The sequence below is a fragment of the Streptomyces sp. Go-475 genome, assembly GCF_003330845.1.
Classification (GTDB): Bacteria; Actinomycetota; Actinomycetes; order Streptomycetales; family Streptomycetaceae; genus Streptomyces.
This window is the reverse complement of sequence record NZ_CP026121.1, coordinates 3,466,798-3,482,328: the sequence shown is the minus strand read 5'-3', so window position 1 is coordinate 3,482,328 and position 15,531 is coordinate 3,466,798. Positions and strand designations below refer to the sequence as shown.

Here is a 15,531-nt window from a genome sequence, read left to right as displayed (position 1 = left end):
ACAGCCTGAAGACAGTCATGGAAACGCCCCCGCCGACCACTCCGCGCACCGAGCCCACCGACGCGGACGTCGAGGCCTTCAAGCAGCAGCTCGGTCGGCCCCCGCGCGGCCTGCGGGCCATCGCGCACCGCTGCCCCTGCGGACAGCCCGACGTCGTCGAGACGGCCCCGCGGCTGCCGGACGGCACGCCGTTCCCCACGCTGTACTACCTGACGTGCCCGAAGGCGAACTCCGCGATCGGCACGCTGGAGGCGAACGGCGTGATGAAGGAGATGACCGAGCGGCTGGCCTCGGACCCGGAGCTGGCGGCCTCCTACCGGGCGGCGCACGAGGACTACATCCGGCGCCGTGACGAGATCGAGGAGCTGAAGAACTTCCCCAGCGCCGGCGGCATGCCGGACCGGGTGAAGTGCCTGCACGTGCTGGTGGCCCACTCGCTGGCCGCGGGCCCCGGGGTGAACCCGCTGGGCGACGAGGCGCTGGCCATGCTGCCGGAGTGGTGGCGCAAGGGCGCCTGCGTGACGCCCCCCGGGCCGCCCGGCGGTGACGGATGGCAGGTGGAGGGTACGGACTCGGGACACTTCGCCGTCAAGCCGGTCGAGGAGGAGGGGAAGTGACCCGTGTCGCCGCCGTGGACTGCGGTACGAACTCCATCCGGCTGCTGGTCGCCGACGCCGACCCGGCCACCGGCGAGCTCGTCGACCTGGACCGCCGGATGACGATCGTCCGGCTCGGGCAGGGCGTCGACCGCACCGGCCGGCTCGCCCCCGAGGCGCTCCAGCGGACCTTCGCGGCGTGCCGCGAGTACGCCGGGATCGTCAAGGAGCACGGGGCGGAGCGGCTGCGGTTCGTGGCCACCTCCGCCTCCCGGGACGCCGAGAACCGGGACGAGTTCGTGCGCGGGGTGCTGGACATCCTGGGCGTCGAGCCCGAGGTGATCTCCGGGGACCAGGAGGCCGAGTTCTCCTTCACCGGCGCCACCAAGGAGCTGGCCGGGCGCGACCACCTGCCCAAGCCCTACCTGGTGGTGGACATCGGCGGCGGCTCGACCGAGTTCGTCGTCGGCGAGGACCAGGTCCGGGCGGCCCGGTCGGTGGACATCGGCTGCGTCCGCATGACCGAGAGGCACCTGGTCCGGGACGGCGTGGTGAGCGACCCCCCGGCCGAGGAGCAGATCGCGGCGATGCGGGCCGACATCGAGGCCGCGCTCGACCTCGCCGAGGAGACGGTCCCGCTGCGCGAGGCGCGGACGCTGGTGGGCCTCGCCGGGTCCGTGACGACCGTGTCGGCGATCGCCCAGGAGCTGCCCGAGTACGACTCGCAGGCCATCCACCACTCCCGGGTCTCCCGCGAGCGGGTCCGCGAGATCACCGAGTGGCTGCTGCGCTCCACGCACGCCGAGCGGGCGGCCGTGCCGTCCATGCATCCGGGCCGGGTCGACGTGATCGGGGCGGGCGCCCTCGTCCTCCTGTCGATCATGGAGCGGATCGGCGCGGAGGAGGTCGTCGTCAGCGAGCACGACATCCTCGACGGCATCGCCTGGTCGGTGGCCTAGCCCCTGCCCAGCCCGCTTCTGAGCAGGCATGGATCACGAATGAGCGCGTTCGAGGGGCCCTCGGGGGCCCCTCGGCGACAGCCCGTCGGAAAAGTTCGTGAAGTTCTTCACAAGGAATTCGGCCCTCCCGGGCGACGAGAAGGGCCGCGTTGACCCGTCCGGGGGCCGAACGGTCCTTTGAACATGTTCAGAAGCATGGTATGGAGGGGTCCGGGAAGGAGCCCGGAACCGGACCCCCGGAGGGGCTCACAGGGGCTCTTTCCCCCCAGAGAGGCAGCTCACGCGGCATTGACAACGGTCCGGGGTGCACAAAGGATCCCGGTTGTCACCATGACGTGGATCACGCGGGCCGCGGAGGATAGCACACACCCTGTGCAAGCTTGTGAAGGGGCGCACGAGCCACCCCCCTGAAGCGGGTGGATACTCGATGGCATGAGCACCACGGAGCGTCCCAGGATCCTCGTAGTAGGCGGTGGGTACGTAGGCCTGTACGCAGCTCGGCGCATCCTCAAGAAGATGCGTTACGGCGAGGCGACCGTCACGGTCGTCGACCCCCGGTCGTACATGACCTACCAGCCCTTCCTCCCCGAAGCCGCCGCCGGCAACATCTCCCCGCGCCACGTCGTCGTCCCGCTGCGACGCGTGCTGCCCAAGGCGGAGGTCCTCACCGGCCGGGTCACCACCATCGACCAGGACCGCAAGGTCGCCACGGTCTCCCCGCTGGTCGGCGAGGCCTACGAGCTGCCCTTCGACTACCTGGTGATCGCGCTCGGCGCGGTCTCCCGCACCTTCCCGATCCCCGGCCTCGCCGAGCAGGGCATCGGCATGAAGGGCATCGAGGAGGCCATCGGCCTGCGCAACCACGTCCTCGAGCAGCTCGACAAGGCCGACTCCACCACGGACGAGGAGATCCGCCGCAAGGCCCTCACGTTCGTGTTCGTGGGCGGCGGGTTCGCCGGTGCGGAGACCATCGGCGAGGTCGAGGACATGGCCCGCGACGCGGCCAAGTACTACAAGAACGTGTCCCGTGAGGACATGCGCTTCATCCTGGTCGACGCCGCCGACAAGATCCTCCCCGAGGTCGGTCCCAAGCTCGGCAAGTACGGCAAGGAGCACCTCGAGGGCCGCGGCGTCGAGGTCTACCTGTCGACCTCCATGGACTCCTGCGTCGACGGCCACGTGGTGCTGAAGAACGGCCTCGAGGTCGACTCCAACACGATCGTCTGGACCGCCGGCGTCAAGCCCAACCCGGTCCTGTCCCGCTACGGCCTGCCCCTCGGCCCGCGCGGCCACGTCGACTGCGAGACGACCCTCCAGGTCAAGGGCACCGACTACATCTGGGCGGCGGGCGACAACGCCCAGGTCCCGGACCTGGTCGGCCGCAAGGCGGGCAACGAGAACGCCTGGTGCCCGCCGAACGCCCAGCACGCGCTGCGCCAGGCCCGCGTCCTCGGCGACAACGTCCTGTCCGGCATGCGGGGCTTCCCGCAGAAGGACTACGCGCACGCCAACAAGGGCGCGGTGGCCGGCCTCGGCCTCCACAAGGGCGTCGCGATGATCGTCATGGGCAAGATGAAGATCAAGCTCAAGGGCCGTCTCGCCTGGTACATGCACCGTGGCTACCACGGCCTGGCGATGCCGACGTGGAACCGCAAGATCCGCGTCTTCGCCGACTGGACCCTCGGCATGTTCCTCAAGCGCGAGGTCGTCTCGCTCGGCGCCATCGAGACGCCGCGCGAGGAGTTCTACGAGGCCGCCAAGCCGGCCCCGGTCGCCGCCGCGCCGAAGGAGAAGACCGAGGAGAAGGCCAAGGCCTCCTGACCTCCGGTCGGACTTCCGCCTGACGAAGGGCCTCCCGCCATCCGTGGTGCGGGAGGCCCTCCGGCGTGTTTTGCCCAGACATGACGCGTGCCGGGGACTGCGCCGAAGCCCCGCAGGTGTTTACGTGGTGTCGGACATTCCGGGATTCCCCGTCACGGAGGTGTACACCATGGCAGACGCCGCGCCGCGGCTGCAGGGCCTCTTCACACAGTTGCTGGGAGCACCGCTCCCGGTGCGCATCCGCGCCTGGGACGGTTCGCAGGCGGGCCCGCCGGGCGCGCCGACCCTGGTCGTACGCAACCGCCGCGCCTTGCGCCGCCTGCTGTGGAAGCCGGGCGAACTGGGCCTGGCCCGCGCCTGGGTGGCGGGCGATCTCGACATCGAGGGCGACCTCTACACCACGCTCGACGTGCTGGCCGGCCTGATCTGGGAGCGCGGCGAGGACGCCCGCACCCTCGCCCAGGCCCTGCGCGACCCCGAGGTCCGCGCCGCCGTACGCGGACTCGTCAAGCTCGCCGGCCCGCCGCTGCCGCCCGCACCGCCCCGCGAGGAGGCCCGCAGCCCCCGCCGCCACCTGCACACCAAGCGCACCGACAGACGCGCCATCAGCCACCACTACGACGTCGGCAACGACTTCTACGAGATCGTCCTCGGCCCGTCCATGGTGTACTCCTGCGCCTACTGGCCCGCCCCGGACAGCACCCTCGAACAGGCCCAGCGCGACAAGCTCGAACTCGTCTGCCGCAAGCTCGGCCTGAAGCCCGGTCAGCGGCTGCTCGACGTCGGCTGCGGCTGGGGCTCGATGGCCATCCACGCCGCCCGCGAGCACGGCGTGAGCGTCGTCGGCGTCACCCTCTCCCAGGAGCAGGCCGCCTACGCCCGCAAGCGCGTCGCCGACGAGGGACTCACCGACAAGGTCGAGATCCGCGTCCAGGACTACCGCGACGTCCGCGACGGGCCGTACGACGCCGTCTCCTCCATCGGCATGGCCGAACACGTCGGCGCCGACCGGTACCTGGGGTACGCCGCCGACCTGTACGACCTGCTCAAGCCCGGCGGGCGGCTGCTGAACCACCAGATCGCCCGCCGCCCGCAGCGCGACGAGTCGACGTACAGCGTCGACGCGTTCATCGACTCCTACGTCTTCCCCGACGGCGAGCTCCAGCCCGTCGGCAGCACCGTCACCCTGCTGGAGCGGGCCGGCTTCGAGGTGCGCGACGTCGAGTCGATCCGCGAGCACTACGCCCTCACGCTGCGGCAGTGGGTCGCCCGCCTGGAGGCCGACTGGCAGCGCGCCGTCCGGCTCACCAGCCCCGGCCGCGCCCGCGTCTGGCGCCTGTACATGGCGGCCTCCGCGCTCGCCTTCGAGCACAACCGCATCGGCGTCAACCAGGTCCTGGCCGTGCGCACCCCCGAGTCCGGGGAGTCCGGTATGCCGCTGCGCGCCCGCACCTGGAACTGAGAACGAAACAGGGCCCCCTTTCCCGGCGGCGGGAAAGGGGGCCCTCCTGGTGTCCGGTCGTCCGCTACTCGGCCTTGATCGCCTCCAGCATGTTCAGCCGCGCCGCGCGCCGGGCCGGCCACAGCGCCGCGAGGACGCCCACCGTCGCGGCCAGCAGAAGGAAGACGCCGATCCGCGCCCAGGGCAGGACCAGCTCGTACGTCGCCATCTTGGAGGCCAGCAGTTCCCCGGCCGCCCAGCCGAAGAACACGCCGAGACCGATGCCCAGCACCGCGCCGAACAGCGAGATCACCAGGGACTCCAGGCGGACCATCCGCTTGATGCCCTTGCGGTCCAGGCCGATCGCGCGGAGCATGCCGATCTCCTGGGAGCGTTCGAAGACCGACATGGCCAGGGTGTTGATGACGCCGAGGACCGCCACGATCACCGCCATGGCGAGCAGGCCGTAGACCATGTTCAGCATCAGGGTGAACATCTGCGCGATCTCGTTGGAGATGTCGTCCTTGGACTGCACCTTGATGGCCGGGTTGGTGCCGAGGGCCTTCTCCAGCTCGTCCTGCACCGCGCCGGAGGTGCCGTCGGAGGTCTTCACCATGACCTTCATGTTGTACGGGTCCGCCACGTGCGGGGCGAGGGTCTTCTCGTCGAGCAGGATGCCGCGCAGGAAGTCGTTGCTCTCGTAGGTCCCGGCGACCGTCAGCCGCTCCTTCTTGCCGTCCTCGAAGGAGACGGTGAAGCCGGAACCGGCCTTCCAGCCGTAGGACTTGGCGGTCTCGCTGTCCACGACGACGTCCGTGCCGCCGACCTTGAGGGAGCCGTCGTCGACCTTCGGGCCGATCAGGTCGCCGAGCGCGGCGCCGTTGACACCGGTCAGGTACTCGCTCCGCCCGTCGATCCGGGACTCGGCGTTGAGCATCGGGCTGGTGGCGGTGACGTCACCGGCCTGCTTCAGCTTCTTCTCGACGTCCGGCGACAGCGGGTTGCCGTTCGCCATGGACACCACGTAGTCGGCCTTGATGGACGCCGACGCCATCTTCTCGATGGCCTGCTGCAGGCTGCCCGCCATCACCGTCATGCCGGTGATCAGGGTCAGGCCGATCATCAGCGCGGAGGCGGTGGCGGCCGTACGGCGCGGGTTGCGCACCGAGTTCTGCCGGGCCAGCTTGCCGGACACCCCGAAGGCGCGCAGCACCGGCGCCGCGGCGGCGATCAGCGGGCGGGACAGCAGCGGCGTCAGGATGAACACGCCGATGATCAGCAGCACCGCGCCGAGGCCCATCGGCACCTGGCCGTCCGAGCCGTCCATGGTCGTGGCGACCAGGACCACCGCGACGCCCGCGGCCGAGACCAGCGCGCCCAGCGTGTTGCGCAGCACCAGCGACTTGGTCGTGGCCTTGGCGTGCACGCTGTTCATGGCGGCCACCGGCGGGATCTTCGCGGCCCGGCGGCCCGGCAGCCACGCCGCGAGCATGGTCACCAGGATGCCGACCGCGAGCGCGGCGACGATCGTCGCGGGCTTGATCACCAGCGGCCCGTCCGGGACGGTCGCGTCGAACGTGCCCATCAGGGAGCGCAGTCCGGCCCCGATGCCGATGCCCGCGAGCAGACCGGCCACGGCGGCGACGGCGCCGACCACGAACGCCTCGATGAGCACCGACCGCGTCACCTGCCGGCGCGAGGCGCCGACCGCCCGCATCAGCGCCAGCTCCCTGGTGCGCTGGGCGACCAGCATGGTGAAGGTGTTGGCGATGATGAACGTGCCGACGAACAGGGCGATGCCGGCGAAGACCAGCAGGGCCGTCTGCATGCCGCTCATCGACTCGGCGATCGACCTGGCCTGGTCGTCGGCGAGTTGCTTGCCGGTGGTGGTCGAGACGGTCCCCTTCGGCAGCGCCTTGTCCAGCTCCGCCTTCAGCGCGCTCTGCGAGACGCCGGGCTTCGCCTTGACGACGATCTGGTCGTAGACGCCCGGCTTGCCGAGCAGCTTCTGGGCGGTCGCGGTGTCGAACAGGGTGAGGCTGCCGCCGGCCGCGACGTTGCCGTCGTCGGTGGTGAAGATGCCGGTGATCTTCGGCGTCAGGACCGGTCCGTCGACCGACATGCGCACGGTGTCACCGACCTTGTAGCCGGCGCGCTTCGCCGTCGCGGAGTCGATGAGGATCTCGCCTCGGCCCTTGGGGGCGTGCCCGCTGACCAGGGGGTAGCGGGGGTCCTTGGTGCCCCAGTAGTTGCCGCCCTGCGACTGGAAGCCCGCGCCGATCAGCTTGCCGTCCTTGTCGGCGATGGCGGTGAAGTTCTGCACGACCCCGATGGCGGACGCGGCACCGGGCACCCGCTCGCTCTTGTCGAGCACGGCCTGGTTCAGTTCGTGGAGTTTGCCGACCCGGTCGCCCTCGGCGTCCTGGTACTCCGCGGTCATGGCGACGTCGACCTGGTCGAAGCCCTTGGCGGAACTCTTCTGGAACGCGTCGGAGATGGTGTTGGTGAAGACCAGGGTCCCCGACACGAAGGCCACGCCGAGCATCACGGCGAGCACGGTCATCAGGAGCCGGGCCTTGTGCGCGAGCACGTTGCGCAAGGCGGTACGGAACATGGGTTCTTCTTCTCAGTCCTGTCGGTCCTGACGGGGGATCAGCTGGTGCGGCCCTTGGCGTCGAACTCCTTCATGCGGTCCAGGACCGACTCGGCCGTCGGGCGGTACATCTCGTCGACGATCCGTCCGTCCGCCAGGAAGATCACCCGGTCGGCGTAGGCGGCGGCCACCGGGTCGTGGGTCACCATCACCACCGTCTGGCCCAGCTCCCGCACGGAGTTGCGCAGGAAGCCCAGCACCTCGGCGCCCGAGCGCGAGTCGAGGTTTCCGGTGGGCTCGTCGCCGAAGATGATCTCCGGCCGGGAGGCCAGCGCCCGGGCCACGGCGACGCGCTGCTGCTGGCCGCCGGAGAGCTGGGAGGGCCGGTGGCCCAGCCGGTCGGCCAGGCCGACCATGCCGATGACGGAGTCCAGCCACTGCTTGTCCGGCTTGCGGCCGGCGATGTCCATCGGAAGGGTGATGTTCTCCAGGGCCGTCAGGGTCGGCAGCAGGTTGAAGGCCTGGAAGATGAAGCCGATCTTGTCCCGGCGCAGCTTGGTCAGCTGCTTGTCCTTCAGGGAGCCCAGCTCGGTCTCGCCGATGCGCACGGACCCGGAGGAGAAGGTGTCGAGACCGGCCACGCAGTGCATCAGGGTCGACTTGCCGGAGCCGGACGGGCCCATGATCGCGGTGAACTCGGCCTGCCGGAAGTCGACGGAGACCCGGTCCAGGGCGACCACCTGGGTCTCACCCTGTCCGTAGATCTTCGACAGATCCGTGGCGCGCGCGGCCACGGTGGTGGCCCGGTCGGCGAGGGATGCGGTGGTCACGGGATGGCACTCCTGACGGGACGACGGTGTTGGGGAAGGACGTGTTCCATCGTCCGGGTCCCACACCGCCGTGTAGTCACCCGTTGTTCCGGTTCCGGGGGCCGACTGCGGGCTGACCCAGCCGGGCAGTGTCATACCTGGGGATGACGAACACCCCTGAGGGGCCCCGGTTGTCGGAGGCCGCGTGCGCGTCGTGTCGAGAACAGGTGGAGTGCCCTCGTTCGGGCGGTGAAATTCCGTCATTCCGCATACACGGCCGACGGCCGCGCGTAAGGCTATTGGCAAGTGCGGATGGCGCGTTCCGTGTGCTGATGCACCCTCAGACGTCAATAAAATAAGACAACATCGGTCCGCCCTTCCGCTGTTCGGGGGACCCGTCCCGATAGTCTCGGAACCTCGATGCGGAGCCCATGGCCTGCCCGGATGGTGGAATGCAGACACGGCGAGCTTAAACCTCGCTGCCCCTTCGCGGGCGTGCCGGTTCGAGTCCGGCTCCGGGCACCTTCCGATCCCTGTGTGGTCCATTGAGAAGTTCGCGGCGTGCCCGTTGACAGCGGTCGCATGCCGTCAGACACTCACATCCAACAGCGGTGAAGAAAATTTCACCACACGAACGGATGAGAAGAGGGCGTCCGATGCGCACCACCGTCGGCATCATCGGAGCCGGCCCCGCCGGCCTCCTCCTCGCCCGGCTGCTGCACAACGCCGGCATCGACTCGGTCGTCCTGGAGAGCCGCGACCGCGACTACGTCGAGCGGCGGCAGCGGGCCGGGATCCTGGAGCAAGGCACGGCCGAGGTACTGCGCGCGGCCGGCGCCGGGGCCCGCATGGACCGCGAGGGACTGCGCCACGACGGCATAGAGCTGCGCTTCGACCGCCGCCGCCACCGCGTCGACTTCCCCGCCCTCACCGGCGGCCGGTCCGTGATGGTCTACGCCCAGACCGAGGTCTGCAAGGACCTCATCGCGCTCCAGCTCCGGGAGGGCGGCCCGCTGCTCTTCGAGGCGGAGGCGCTGGCCGTGGAGGACGCGGGCACCGACACCCCCCGCGTCCGCTTCCGGCACCAGGACCGCGAGGACGTCCTGGAGTGCGCCTACGTCGTCGGCTGCGACGGCTTCTGGGGCGTGGCCCGCCAGGCGATCCCGGCCGCACTGACCCAGGTCTTCGAACGGACGTATCCCTTCGGCTGGCTCGGCATCCTCGCCGACGTACCGCCCTCGCACGACGAGCTGGTCTACGCCCGCCACGACCGCGGCTTCGCCCTGCTCTCCATGCGCTCACCGTCGGTCTCCCGCCTCTACCTCCAGGTGCCCGACGGCACCGACGCCGGGGCCTGGAGCGACGAGGAGATCTGGGACGAACTGGAGCGCCGCTTCGAAACGGCCGACGACTGGCGCCTGGAGCGCGGCCCGATCACCCAGAAGTCGGTCACCCCCATGCGCTCCTACGTCCACGAGCCCATGCGCCACGGCCGCCTCTTCCTCGCCGGCGACGCCGCGCACATCGTGCCGCCGACCGGGGCCAAGGGGCTGAATCTCGCCGTCGGCGACGTCGTGACGTTCGCCCGGGCCCTGATCCACCAGCAGGAGACGGGCTCACCGGAGCTGCTCGACGCCTACTCGCGGACCTGCCTGCGCCGCGTCTGGCAGGCCGAGCGGTTCTCCTACGACATGACGACCCTCCTGCACCGCACCCCCGACGCGAGCCCCTTCGACGACCGACTCCAGCTCGCCCGGCTGGAGCGCATCGCCTCCTCCCGCGCCGCCGAGACCGACCTGGCAGAGGGGTACACGGGCTTCCCGTTCGGGTGACGTAGGACCGGCGTCAGCGGATGATCTCCGACCGGTTCCGGACGTGTCGCAGCTTGGTGATGAATGAGCCCCTCCGGTGAGGGGAATCACGAAGCGGCGTAGCGTGTTGCGCAGCACGACGAGGGAAAGATCCTCCCCAAGCAGTAGGGTCATTCCTTTGCCTACCTATTACTCTTGAGCCAAGGCCACGCAGTGTGGCCATGGAGGAGTGAAATGAGGAGCAGAAACCCGGTCTTCTCGCGACGGGGGTTCAGCCGCGACAACGGCTACGCGGGCTTCAACACCGCGCCGCAGGCCGGGGGTCCCGCTGTCGCCACCCAGGGCAACCCGTACGCGCAGCCGACGGGCAACCCGTACGCGCAGAACCCGTACGCGCAGAACCCTTACGCCCAGCAGGACCTGCAGTACGGCGCGCCGCCGCAGGCCCCGGCCACCACCGGCCGGATGACCATCGACGACGTCGTCCTGCGCACGGCGAGCACGCTCGGTGTGCTCATCCTCACCGCGGCGCTCTCCTGGGCCCTGCTTCCGGTCGACGACGCCAACATCAGCCGTAGCTACGGCATCGGTATCGGCGCCGCGCTGATCGGCATGGTCCTGGCGTTCGTGCAGTCCTTCAAGCGCAAGGCCTCGCCCGCGCTGATCCTGACGTACGCCGCGTTCGAGGGTGTCTTCCTCGGCGTCGTGTCCAACATCGTCGACAACCGCATCGCCGACGGCGCGGCCATGCAGGCCGTGATCGGCACCATGGCGGTCTTCGCCGGTGTGCTGATCGCCTACAAGGCCGGCTGGATCCGCGTCAACCGCCGCTTCTACGGCTTCGTGATGGCGGCCGCGCTCGGCTTCATCCTGCTGATGACCGTGAACCTGCTGTTCGCGGTGTTCGGCGGCGGTGACGGCCTCGGCTTCCGCAGCGGTGCCCTCGGTGTCGTCTTCGGCGTCATCGGCATCATCCTCGGCGCCTGCTTCCTCGCCCTGGACTTCAAGCAGGTCGAGGACGGCGTCGCCTACGGCGCCCCGCGCGAGGAGGCGTGGCTCGCGGCCTTCGGCCTGACGCTGACGCTGGTGTGGATCTACATGGAGTTCCTGAGGCTCATCTCGATCCTCAACAGCAACGACTAGTCCTCGACGGTCGTGCGCGAAGGGCCCCGGCTTCCGGCCGGGGCCCTTCGTCGTCGTCCAGGCCTACGCCACGGAGCGGTGCGCGCCTAGAGCAGTTTGCGCGCGGCCCTCCTCAGGTCGTACTCGTGGATGATCGCCTTGGCGTGGCCGTACGCCAGATTGTGTTCGTGCCGGAGCCAGCTGACCTTTTCCTCGAAGCGGAAGAGTGCCGGGCCTTCTTCGACGGTGCGCAACCAGTCGGAGATCTCACGACCGGTGCAATGGGGGATGCGGGCGAGCATGTTGCGGTGGGTCTCTTCGGAGAAGACTTGGGACATCGGCGCCTCCGGACGCATGGGATGTAAGCCGGTCCTTCAGGTCACGGTGCCTGAGTGTTCGCCCGTTGGCAACAGTCCCGGTGCGACGCGTACGCTCGCGGCGTGGTTGATACGACGCCTCTGACCCGTGCGGTGGAGCACTTCGCCGATCGTTTGAGGGCCGCGCCCCAGAGCCGGTTGCAGCGGGGGGCTGCCGCTGAGGCTCTCGGGCTGGCCCGGGAGTTGGCCCGGAGGGCCCAGGTCCTCGAGGGTGTGGAGCCTCGGGAGATGCCGGATGCGGGGATGTTTGCGGCCGCAGATCAGATCACCGTTGCCGGGCATGATCTGGCGGTGGTGATTCCCGCTGACGCCGACGTCGATGAAGCGGTGCGGTTGGTCGAGGAGGCGCAGAAGCGGGCGGGGGTGTGACCCGTTTCGTTGGCGGGTGCGGGTGGTCCTGGGTTGCTCGCGCAGTTCCCCGCGCCCCTCAGAGGGACGCGATGACCCTGTCGGCCAGGATGTAGACGTTTTCCTCGCCGCACTCGAACGTCAGGGTGTAGGCGCCCGAGATGCCGGAGCCGCCCAGGAGGATCGGGGTCTTGCCCGCGCGCAGGGCCTCGGCCAGGTGCTCCGCCGTCTCCCGGTGGCCCGGGGTCATGCACAGGGTCGTGCCGTCGGCGAAGACGTAGACGTCGAGGGTGCCGAGGGGGCCGGGGCGGACGTCCGTCAGTTCCACGCGGGACGCGGCCAGCTCCTCCAGGGTGGCGACCGTGCGCTCGTGGTCGTTCACGGCCGGCGACGGGTTCGGCACGAAGTCCGGGTGGGAGGGGTGACGGCGGCGGGCCGCGGCCAGCTCGGCGGACTCGCCGGCCGGCTCCTCGGTGTCCGCGCCGGGCTCGGACACCGGCTCCAGACCCGCGAAATCGGCCTGCCGGGGCAGGAACAGATCGGTGTCGGGCAGGCCCAGCAGGGACGGCGCGTCGGAGGCGTCACGGGCTTCCTGGGCGGCCCAGAAGGCGCGCGCCTCGGCGAGCTCCCGCTCCCGCTCCTCGGCCAGTGCCGCCGCCACGGCGGCCCGTATCTCGTCGGTGTCGGCCGTCGTACGGGCGGCGGGCAGCAGTGCGCGGGTGGTGGCGGCACGGCTCTCGGCCAGCGCGGTGTGCAGGGCCGCGACCTGTCGGCGCAGCTGCAGGACGGTGCGCAGGACGGCGACGCCCACGGCGCCCGTGGCGGCCGTGGTGACCAGCAACGCGATCGGCATGGCGCTCACTGACGTACTCCCGGTTCAAAGTCGACCCCCGACTTCCTACATCAGCTTGAAGGGCGGACTAACCAGCTGTCAGTGCGTAACGTCACGAAACGGACAGGGCTTCGGATTCGGGGGAGGGGGTGTGGCTGCTGTGACCTGGGCTTCTCTCCGTGCCAAGGGAGATAGGTCACATCCTGGGGGAGATTGGATCACAAAACGGCCCAGAACCCCGGTGTTTCCAGGGTCCTGGGCCCAAGCCTCACAGCGTGTGCTATGGCGACTACAGTGCGGCGCTCAGCTGAGGCGCTCGATGACCATGGCCATGCCCTGGCCGCCGCCGACGCACATGGTCTCCAGGCCGAACTGCTTGTCGTGGAACTGGAGGGAGTTGATGAGCGTGGTGGTGATGCGGGCGCCGGTCATGCCGAAGGGGTGGCCGACGGCGATGGCGCCGCCGTTGACGTTCAGCTTCTCCAGCGGGATGCCGAGGTCGCGGTAGGAGGGGATCACCTGGGCGGCGAACGCCTCGTTGATCTCCACCAGGTCGATGTCGTCGATGGTCAGCCCGGCCCGCTTCAGGGCCTGCTTGCTCGCCTCCACCGGGCCGAGGCCCATGATCTCGGGGGAGAGGCCGGAGACGCCGGTCGAGACGATCCGGGCGAGCGGGGTGAGGCCCAGCTCGCGGGCCTTGGTGTCGGACATGATCACGAGCGCGGCGGCGCCGTCGTTCAGCGGGCAGCAGTTGCCGGCGGTGACCAGGCCGTCGGGGCGGAAGACGGGCTTCAGGCCCTGCACGCCCTCCAGGGTGACGCCCGCGCGGGGGCCGTCGTCCTTGGCGACGACCGTGCCGTCGGGGAGCGTCACCGGGGTGATCTCGCGCTCCCAGAAGCCGTTCTTGATGGCCTCCTCGGCGAGGTTCTGCGAGCGGACGCCGAACTCGTCCATGTCCTGGCGGGTGACGCCCTTCGCGCGGGCCAGGTTCTCGGCGGTCTGGCCCATCGCGATGTACGGGTCGGGCAGCAGGCCGTCCTCGCGCGGGTCGTGCCAGGTGGAGCCCTCGGACTGGGCGGTGGCGGCGGTGCGGGCCTCGGCCTCGGCGAAGAGCGGGTTGTGCGTGCCGGGCATGTCCGAGCTGCCGTTGGCGTACCGGGAGACCATCTCCACGCCCGCCGAGATGAAGACGTCGCCCTCGCCCGCCTTGATGGCGTGCAGGGCCATGCGGGAGGTCTGCAGGGAGGACGAGCAGTACCGGGTGATGGTGCAGCCCGGCAGGTGGTCCATGCCCATCTGCACGGCGACGATGCGCCCGAGGTTGTGGCCCTGCTCGCCGCCGGGCAGGCCGCAGCCCAGCATCAGGTCGTCGATGTCCTTCGGGTCCAGCTCGGGGACCTTGGCGAGGGCGGCCTGGACGATCGTGGCGGTGAGGTCGTCCGGGCGGAGGTCCTTGAGGGAGCCCTTGACGGCGCGGCCGATGGGGGAGCGGGCGGCTGAGACGATCACGGCTTCGGGCATCACGGCTCCATTGACGTACCGGGTGTCTGGCTGGGCTGTCTGGGAAGTTACCCGTACGTATGGGCTGGGTCACGGGTGTCGCGGTGTGACCCTGACCGCAGTTTTCTAAGCGCTTGCTTTTCCCGGCTGGGTCCTCTCAGTTCGACGGCGTGGCGGGGGCCGGTTCCTGCTCGGGCAGCCGCCGGCGCCGGCGGCGCTTCAGCAGGGCCCACGGCCCCCTCGGGCCGGACGGCATCGCCGCCGCGACCTCCGTGCCCGCCTCCGAGGCGGCCTCCGCGGCCGCCCGGGCCACCGGCAGGAAGCCCTCGCGGCGCGAGGCGTCCGGGCGCTCCTCCTCGGCCGGCCAGAGCCCGAGCGCGGCGCAGACGGTCGGCAGGACCGCCATCGCCGCCGTCGCGTAGCCCTCGGCGGACGGGTGGTAGCTGTCGGGGCCGAACAGCTCCCGCGGGTTCTCGGCGAACTCAGGGCCCAGCAGGTCGCCCAGGGACACGGTGCGGCCGCCCTGTTCGACGACTCCGATCGTCTGGGCGGCCGCCAGCTGGCGGGAGGCCCGTCGGGCCAGCCAGCGCAACGGCTGCCGGACCGGCTCGATCGTGCCCAGGTCCGGGCAGGTGCCGACCACGACCTCCGCACCGGCCGTGCGCAGCCGCCGTACCGCCGAGGACAGGCAGCGGACCGAGCGGGTCGGGGGCATGCGGTGGGTGACGTCGTTCGCGCCGACCATGATCACGCAGATGTCGGGCACCGGATCGGGCGCGGCCAGCACCAGGGCCACCTGGCGGTCCAGGTCGTCCGAGCGGGCCCCCGGCATCGCCACCGTGCGCAGCTCCACCGGGCGTTCCGCCAGGGCCGCCACGCCCGAGGCGAGCAGCGCCCCCGGGGTCTGCCCGGCGCGGTGCACGCCCTGGCCGGCCGCCGTGGAGTCACCCAGCATGGTCAGCCGCAACGGCGGCTGCTCGGAGGAGACGGCGTACGTACGGCCGTACAGCCCGTCCGCGTTCGGCACGTGCGGCGACGTGCCGTTGCCCACCCGGCGCCGCGCCAGCTGGACCTCCGCCAGCACCAGCCCCACGGCGGCCGCCCCGGCCAGACCGATCCCGCCGCCGCCGTACGCGGCGCCGGCCGCGATCCGCCGGGCCACCCTCGCCCTCGACATGCTCGTCATGCGTCGCCGCCACCTCCTCGAACCCGTACACCCAGTGCTTGCCCCGTACGGACCGTCGCCCAATCTCAACGGGCAGTGAACGACCGTCACGGACCACCGGCAGGGCCTAGGCTGGCGGCACCACTAAGACCAACTT

The 15,531-nt window shown here is 70.4% G+C and carries 13 protein-coding genes and 1 tRNA gene; 8 read left to right on the top strand and 6 right to left on the bottom strand.

What is annotated here, in order from left to right; genetic code table 11:
• Positions 1–17 precede the first annotated feature (17 nt).
• The 4 genes from C1703_RS15875 (at position 18) to C1703_RS15860 (ending at position 4,838) form a co-directional block, all read left to right on the top strand.
• On the top strand, positions 18–617 hold the full coding sequence (locus tag C1703_RS15875; protein ID WP_114253399.1) for a DUF501 domain-containing protein: 600 nt from the start codon (positions 18–20) through the stop codon (positions 615–617).
• Positions 614–1,555, top strand: coding sequence for a Ppx/GppA phosphatase family protein (locus tag C1703_RS15870; protein WP_114253397.1), 942 nt, complete (start codon positions 614–616; stop codon positions 1,553–1,555). Before C1703_RS15875 ends, C1703_RS15870 begins: the two co-directional genes overlap by 4 nt.
• Before the next feature lie 432 nt (positions 1,556–1,987).
• Positions 1,988–3,376, top strand: a complete 1,389-nt coding sequence (locus C1703_RS15865; RefSeq protein ID WP_114253394.1) for an NAD(P)/FAD-dependent oxidoreductase — start codon at positions 1,988–1,990, stop codon at positions 3,374–3,376.
• Positions 3,377–3,545: 169 nt separating this feature from the next.
• Complete coding sequence (locus C1703_RS15860) at positions 3,546–4,838, top strand: cyclopropane-fatty-acyl-phospholipid synthase family protein (RefSeq protein WP_114257438.1); 1,293 nt, start codon at positions 3,546–3,548, stop codon at positions 4,836–4,838.
• A gap of 64 nt (positions 4,839–4,902) precedes the next feature.
• Here the strand turns inward: C1703_RS15860 and C1703_RS15855 are convergent, their stop codons facing one another.
• Together C1703_RS15855 and C1703_RS15850 are read right to left on the bottom strand one after the other, a co-directional pair.
• Positions 4,903–7,431, bottom strand: a complete 2,529-nt coding sequence (locus tag C1703_RS15855; RefSeq protein WP_114253392.1) for an ABC transporter permease — start codon at positions 7,429–7,431, stop codon at positions 4,903–4,905.
• Positions 7,432–7,469: 38 nt separating this feature from the next.
• On the bottom strand, positions 7,470–8,240 hold the full coding sequence (locus tag C1703_RS15850; protein WP_114253390.1) for an ABC transporter ATP-binding protein: 771 nt from the start codon (positions 8,238–8,240) through the stop codon (positions 7,470–7,472).
• 417 nt (positions 8,241–8,657) lie between these two features.
• On the opposite strand from C1703_RS15850, the gene C1703_RS15840 reads away from it, so the two are divergent.
• The 3 genes from C1703_RS15840 (at position 8,658) to C1703_RS15830 (ending at position 11,173) form a co-directional block, all read left to right on the top strand.
• A tRNA-Leu gene (locus tag C1703_RS15840) sits at positions 8,658–8,741 on the top strand.
• A gap of 134 nt (positions 8,742–8,875) precedes the next feature.
• Positions 8,876–10,051 (top strand): 4-hydroxybenzoate 3-monooxygenase, encoded by a 1,176-nt coding sequence (locus tag C1703_RS15835; RefSeq protein WP_114253388.1) that lies wholly within the window; start codon positions 8,876–8,878, stop codon positions 10,049–10,051.
• 213 nt (positions 10,052–10,264) lie between these two features.
• Positions 10,265–11,173, top strand: coding sequence for a Bax inhibitor-1/YccA family protein (locus tag C1703_RS15830; protein ID WP_114253386.1), 909 nt, complete (start codon positions 10,265–10,267; stop codon positions 11,171–11,173).
• 86 nt (positions 11,174–11,259) lie between these two features.
• Here the strand turns inward: C1703_RS15830 and C1703_RS15825 are convergent, their stop codons facing one another.
• Positions 11,260–11,490 (bottom strand): DUF4287 domain-containing protein, encoded by a 231-nt coding sequence (locus tag C1703_RS15825; protein WP_059424410.1) that lies wholly within the window; start codon positions 11,488–11,490, stop codon positions 11,260–11,262.
• A gap of 102 nt (positions 11,491–11,592) precedes the next feature.
• Between C1703_RS15825 and C1703_RS15820 the strand changes: the two genes are divergently transcribed.
• The gene (locus tag C1703_RS15820) at positions 11,593–11,898 is read left to right on the top strand and encodes a hypothetical protein (protein WP_198678183.1); all 306 of its coding nucleotides are present in this window, start codon (positions 11,593–11,595) and stop codon (positions 11,896–11,898) included.
• Positions 11,899–11,956: 58 nt separating this feature from the next.
• Here the strand turns inward: C1703_RS15820 and C1703_RS15815 are convergent, their stop codons facing one another.
• From C1703_RS15815 to C1703_RS15805, 3 genes are all read right to left on the bottom strand, one after another.
• Positions 11,957–12,739 (bottom strand): hypothetical protein, encoded by a 783-nt coding sequence (locus C1703_RS15815; RefSeq protein WP_114253384.1) that lies wholly within the window; start codon positions 12,737–12,739, stop codon positions 11,957–11,959.
• 273 nt (positions 12,740–13,012) lie between these two features.
• Complete coding sequence (locus C1703_RS15810) at positions 13,013–14,230, bottom strand: acetyl-CoA C-acetyltransferase (protein ID WP_114253383.1); 1,218 nt, start codon at positions 14,228–14,230, stop codon at positions 13,013–13,015.
• A gap of 136 nt (positions 14,231–14,366) precedes the next feature.
• Positions 14,367–15,395 (bottom strand): SGNH/GDSL hydrolase family protein, encoded by a 1,029-nt coding sequence (locus C1703_RS15805; protein ID WP_114253381.1) that lies wholly within the window; start codon positions 15,393–15,395, stop codon positions 14,367–14,369.
• Positions 15,396–15,531: the final 136 nt, after the last annotated feature.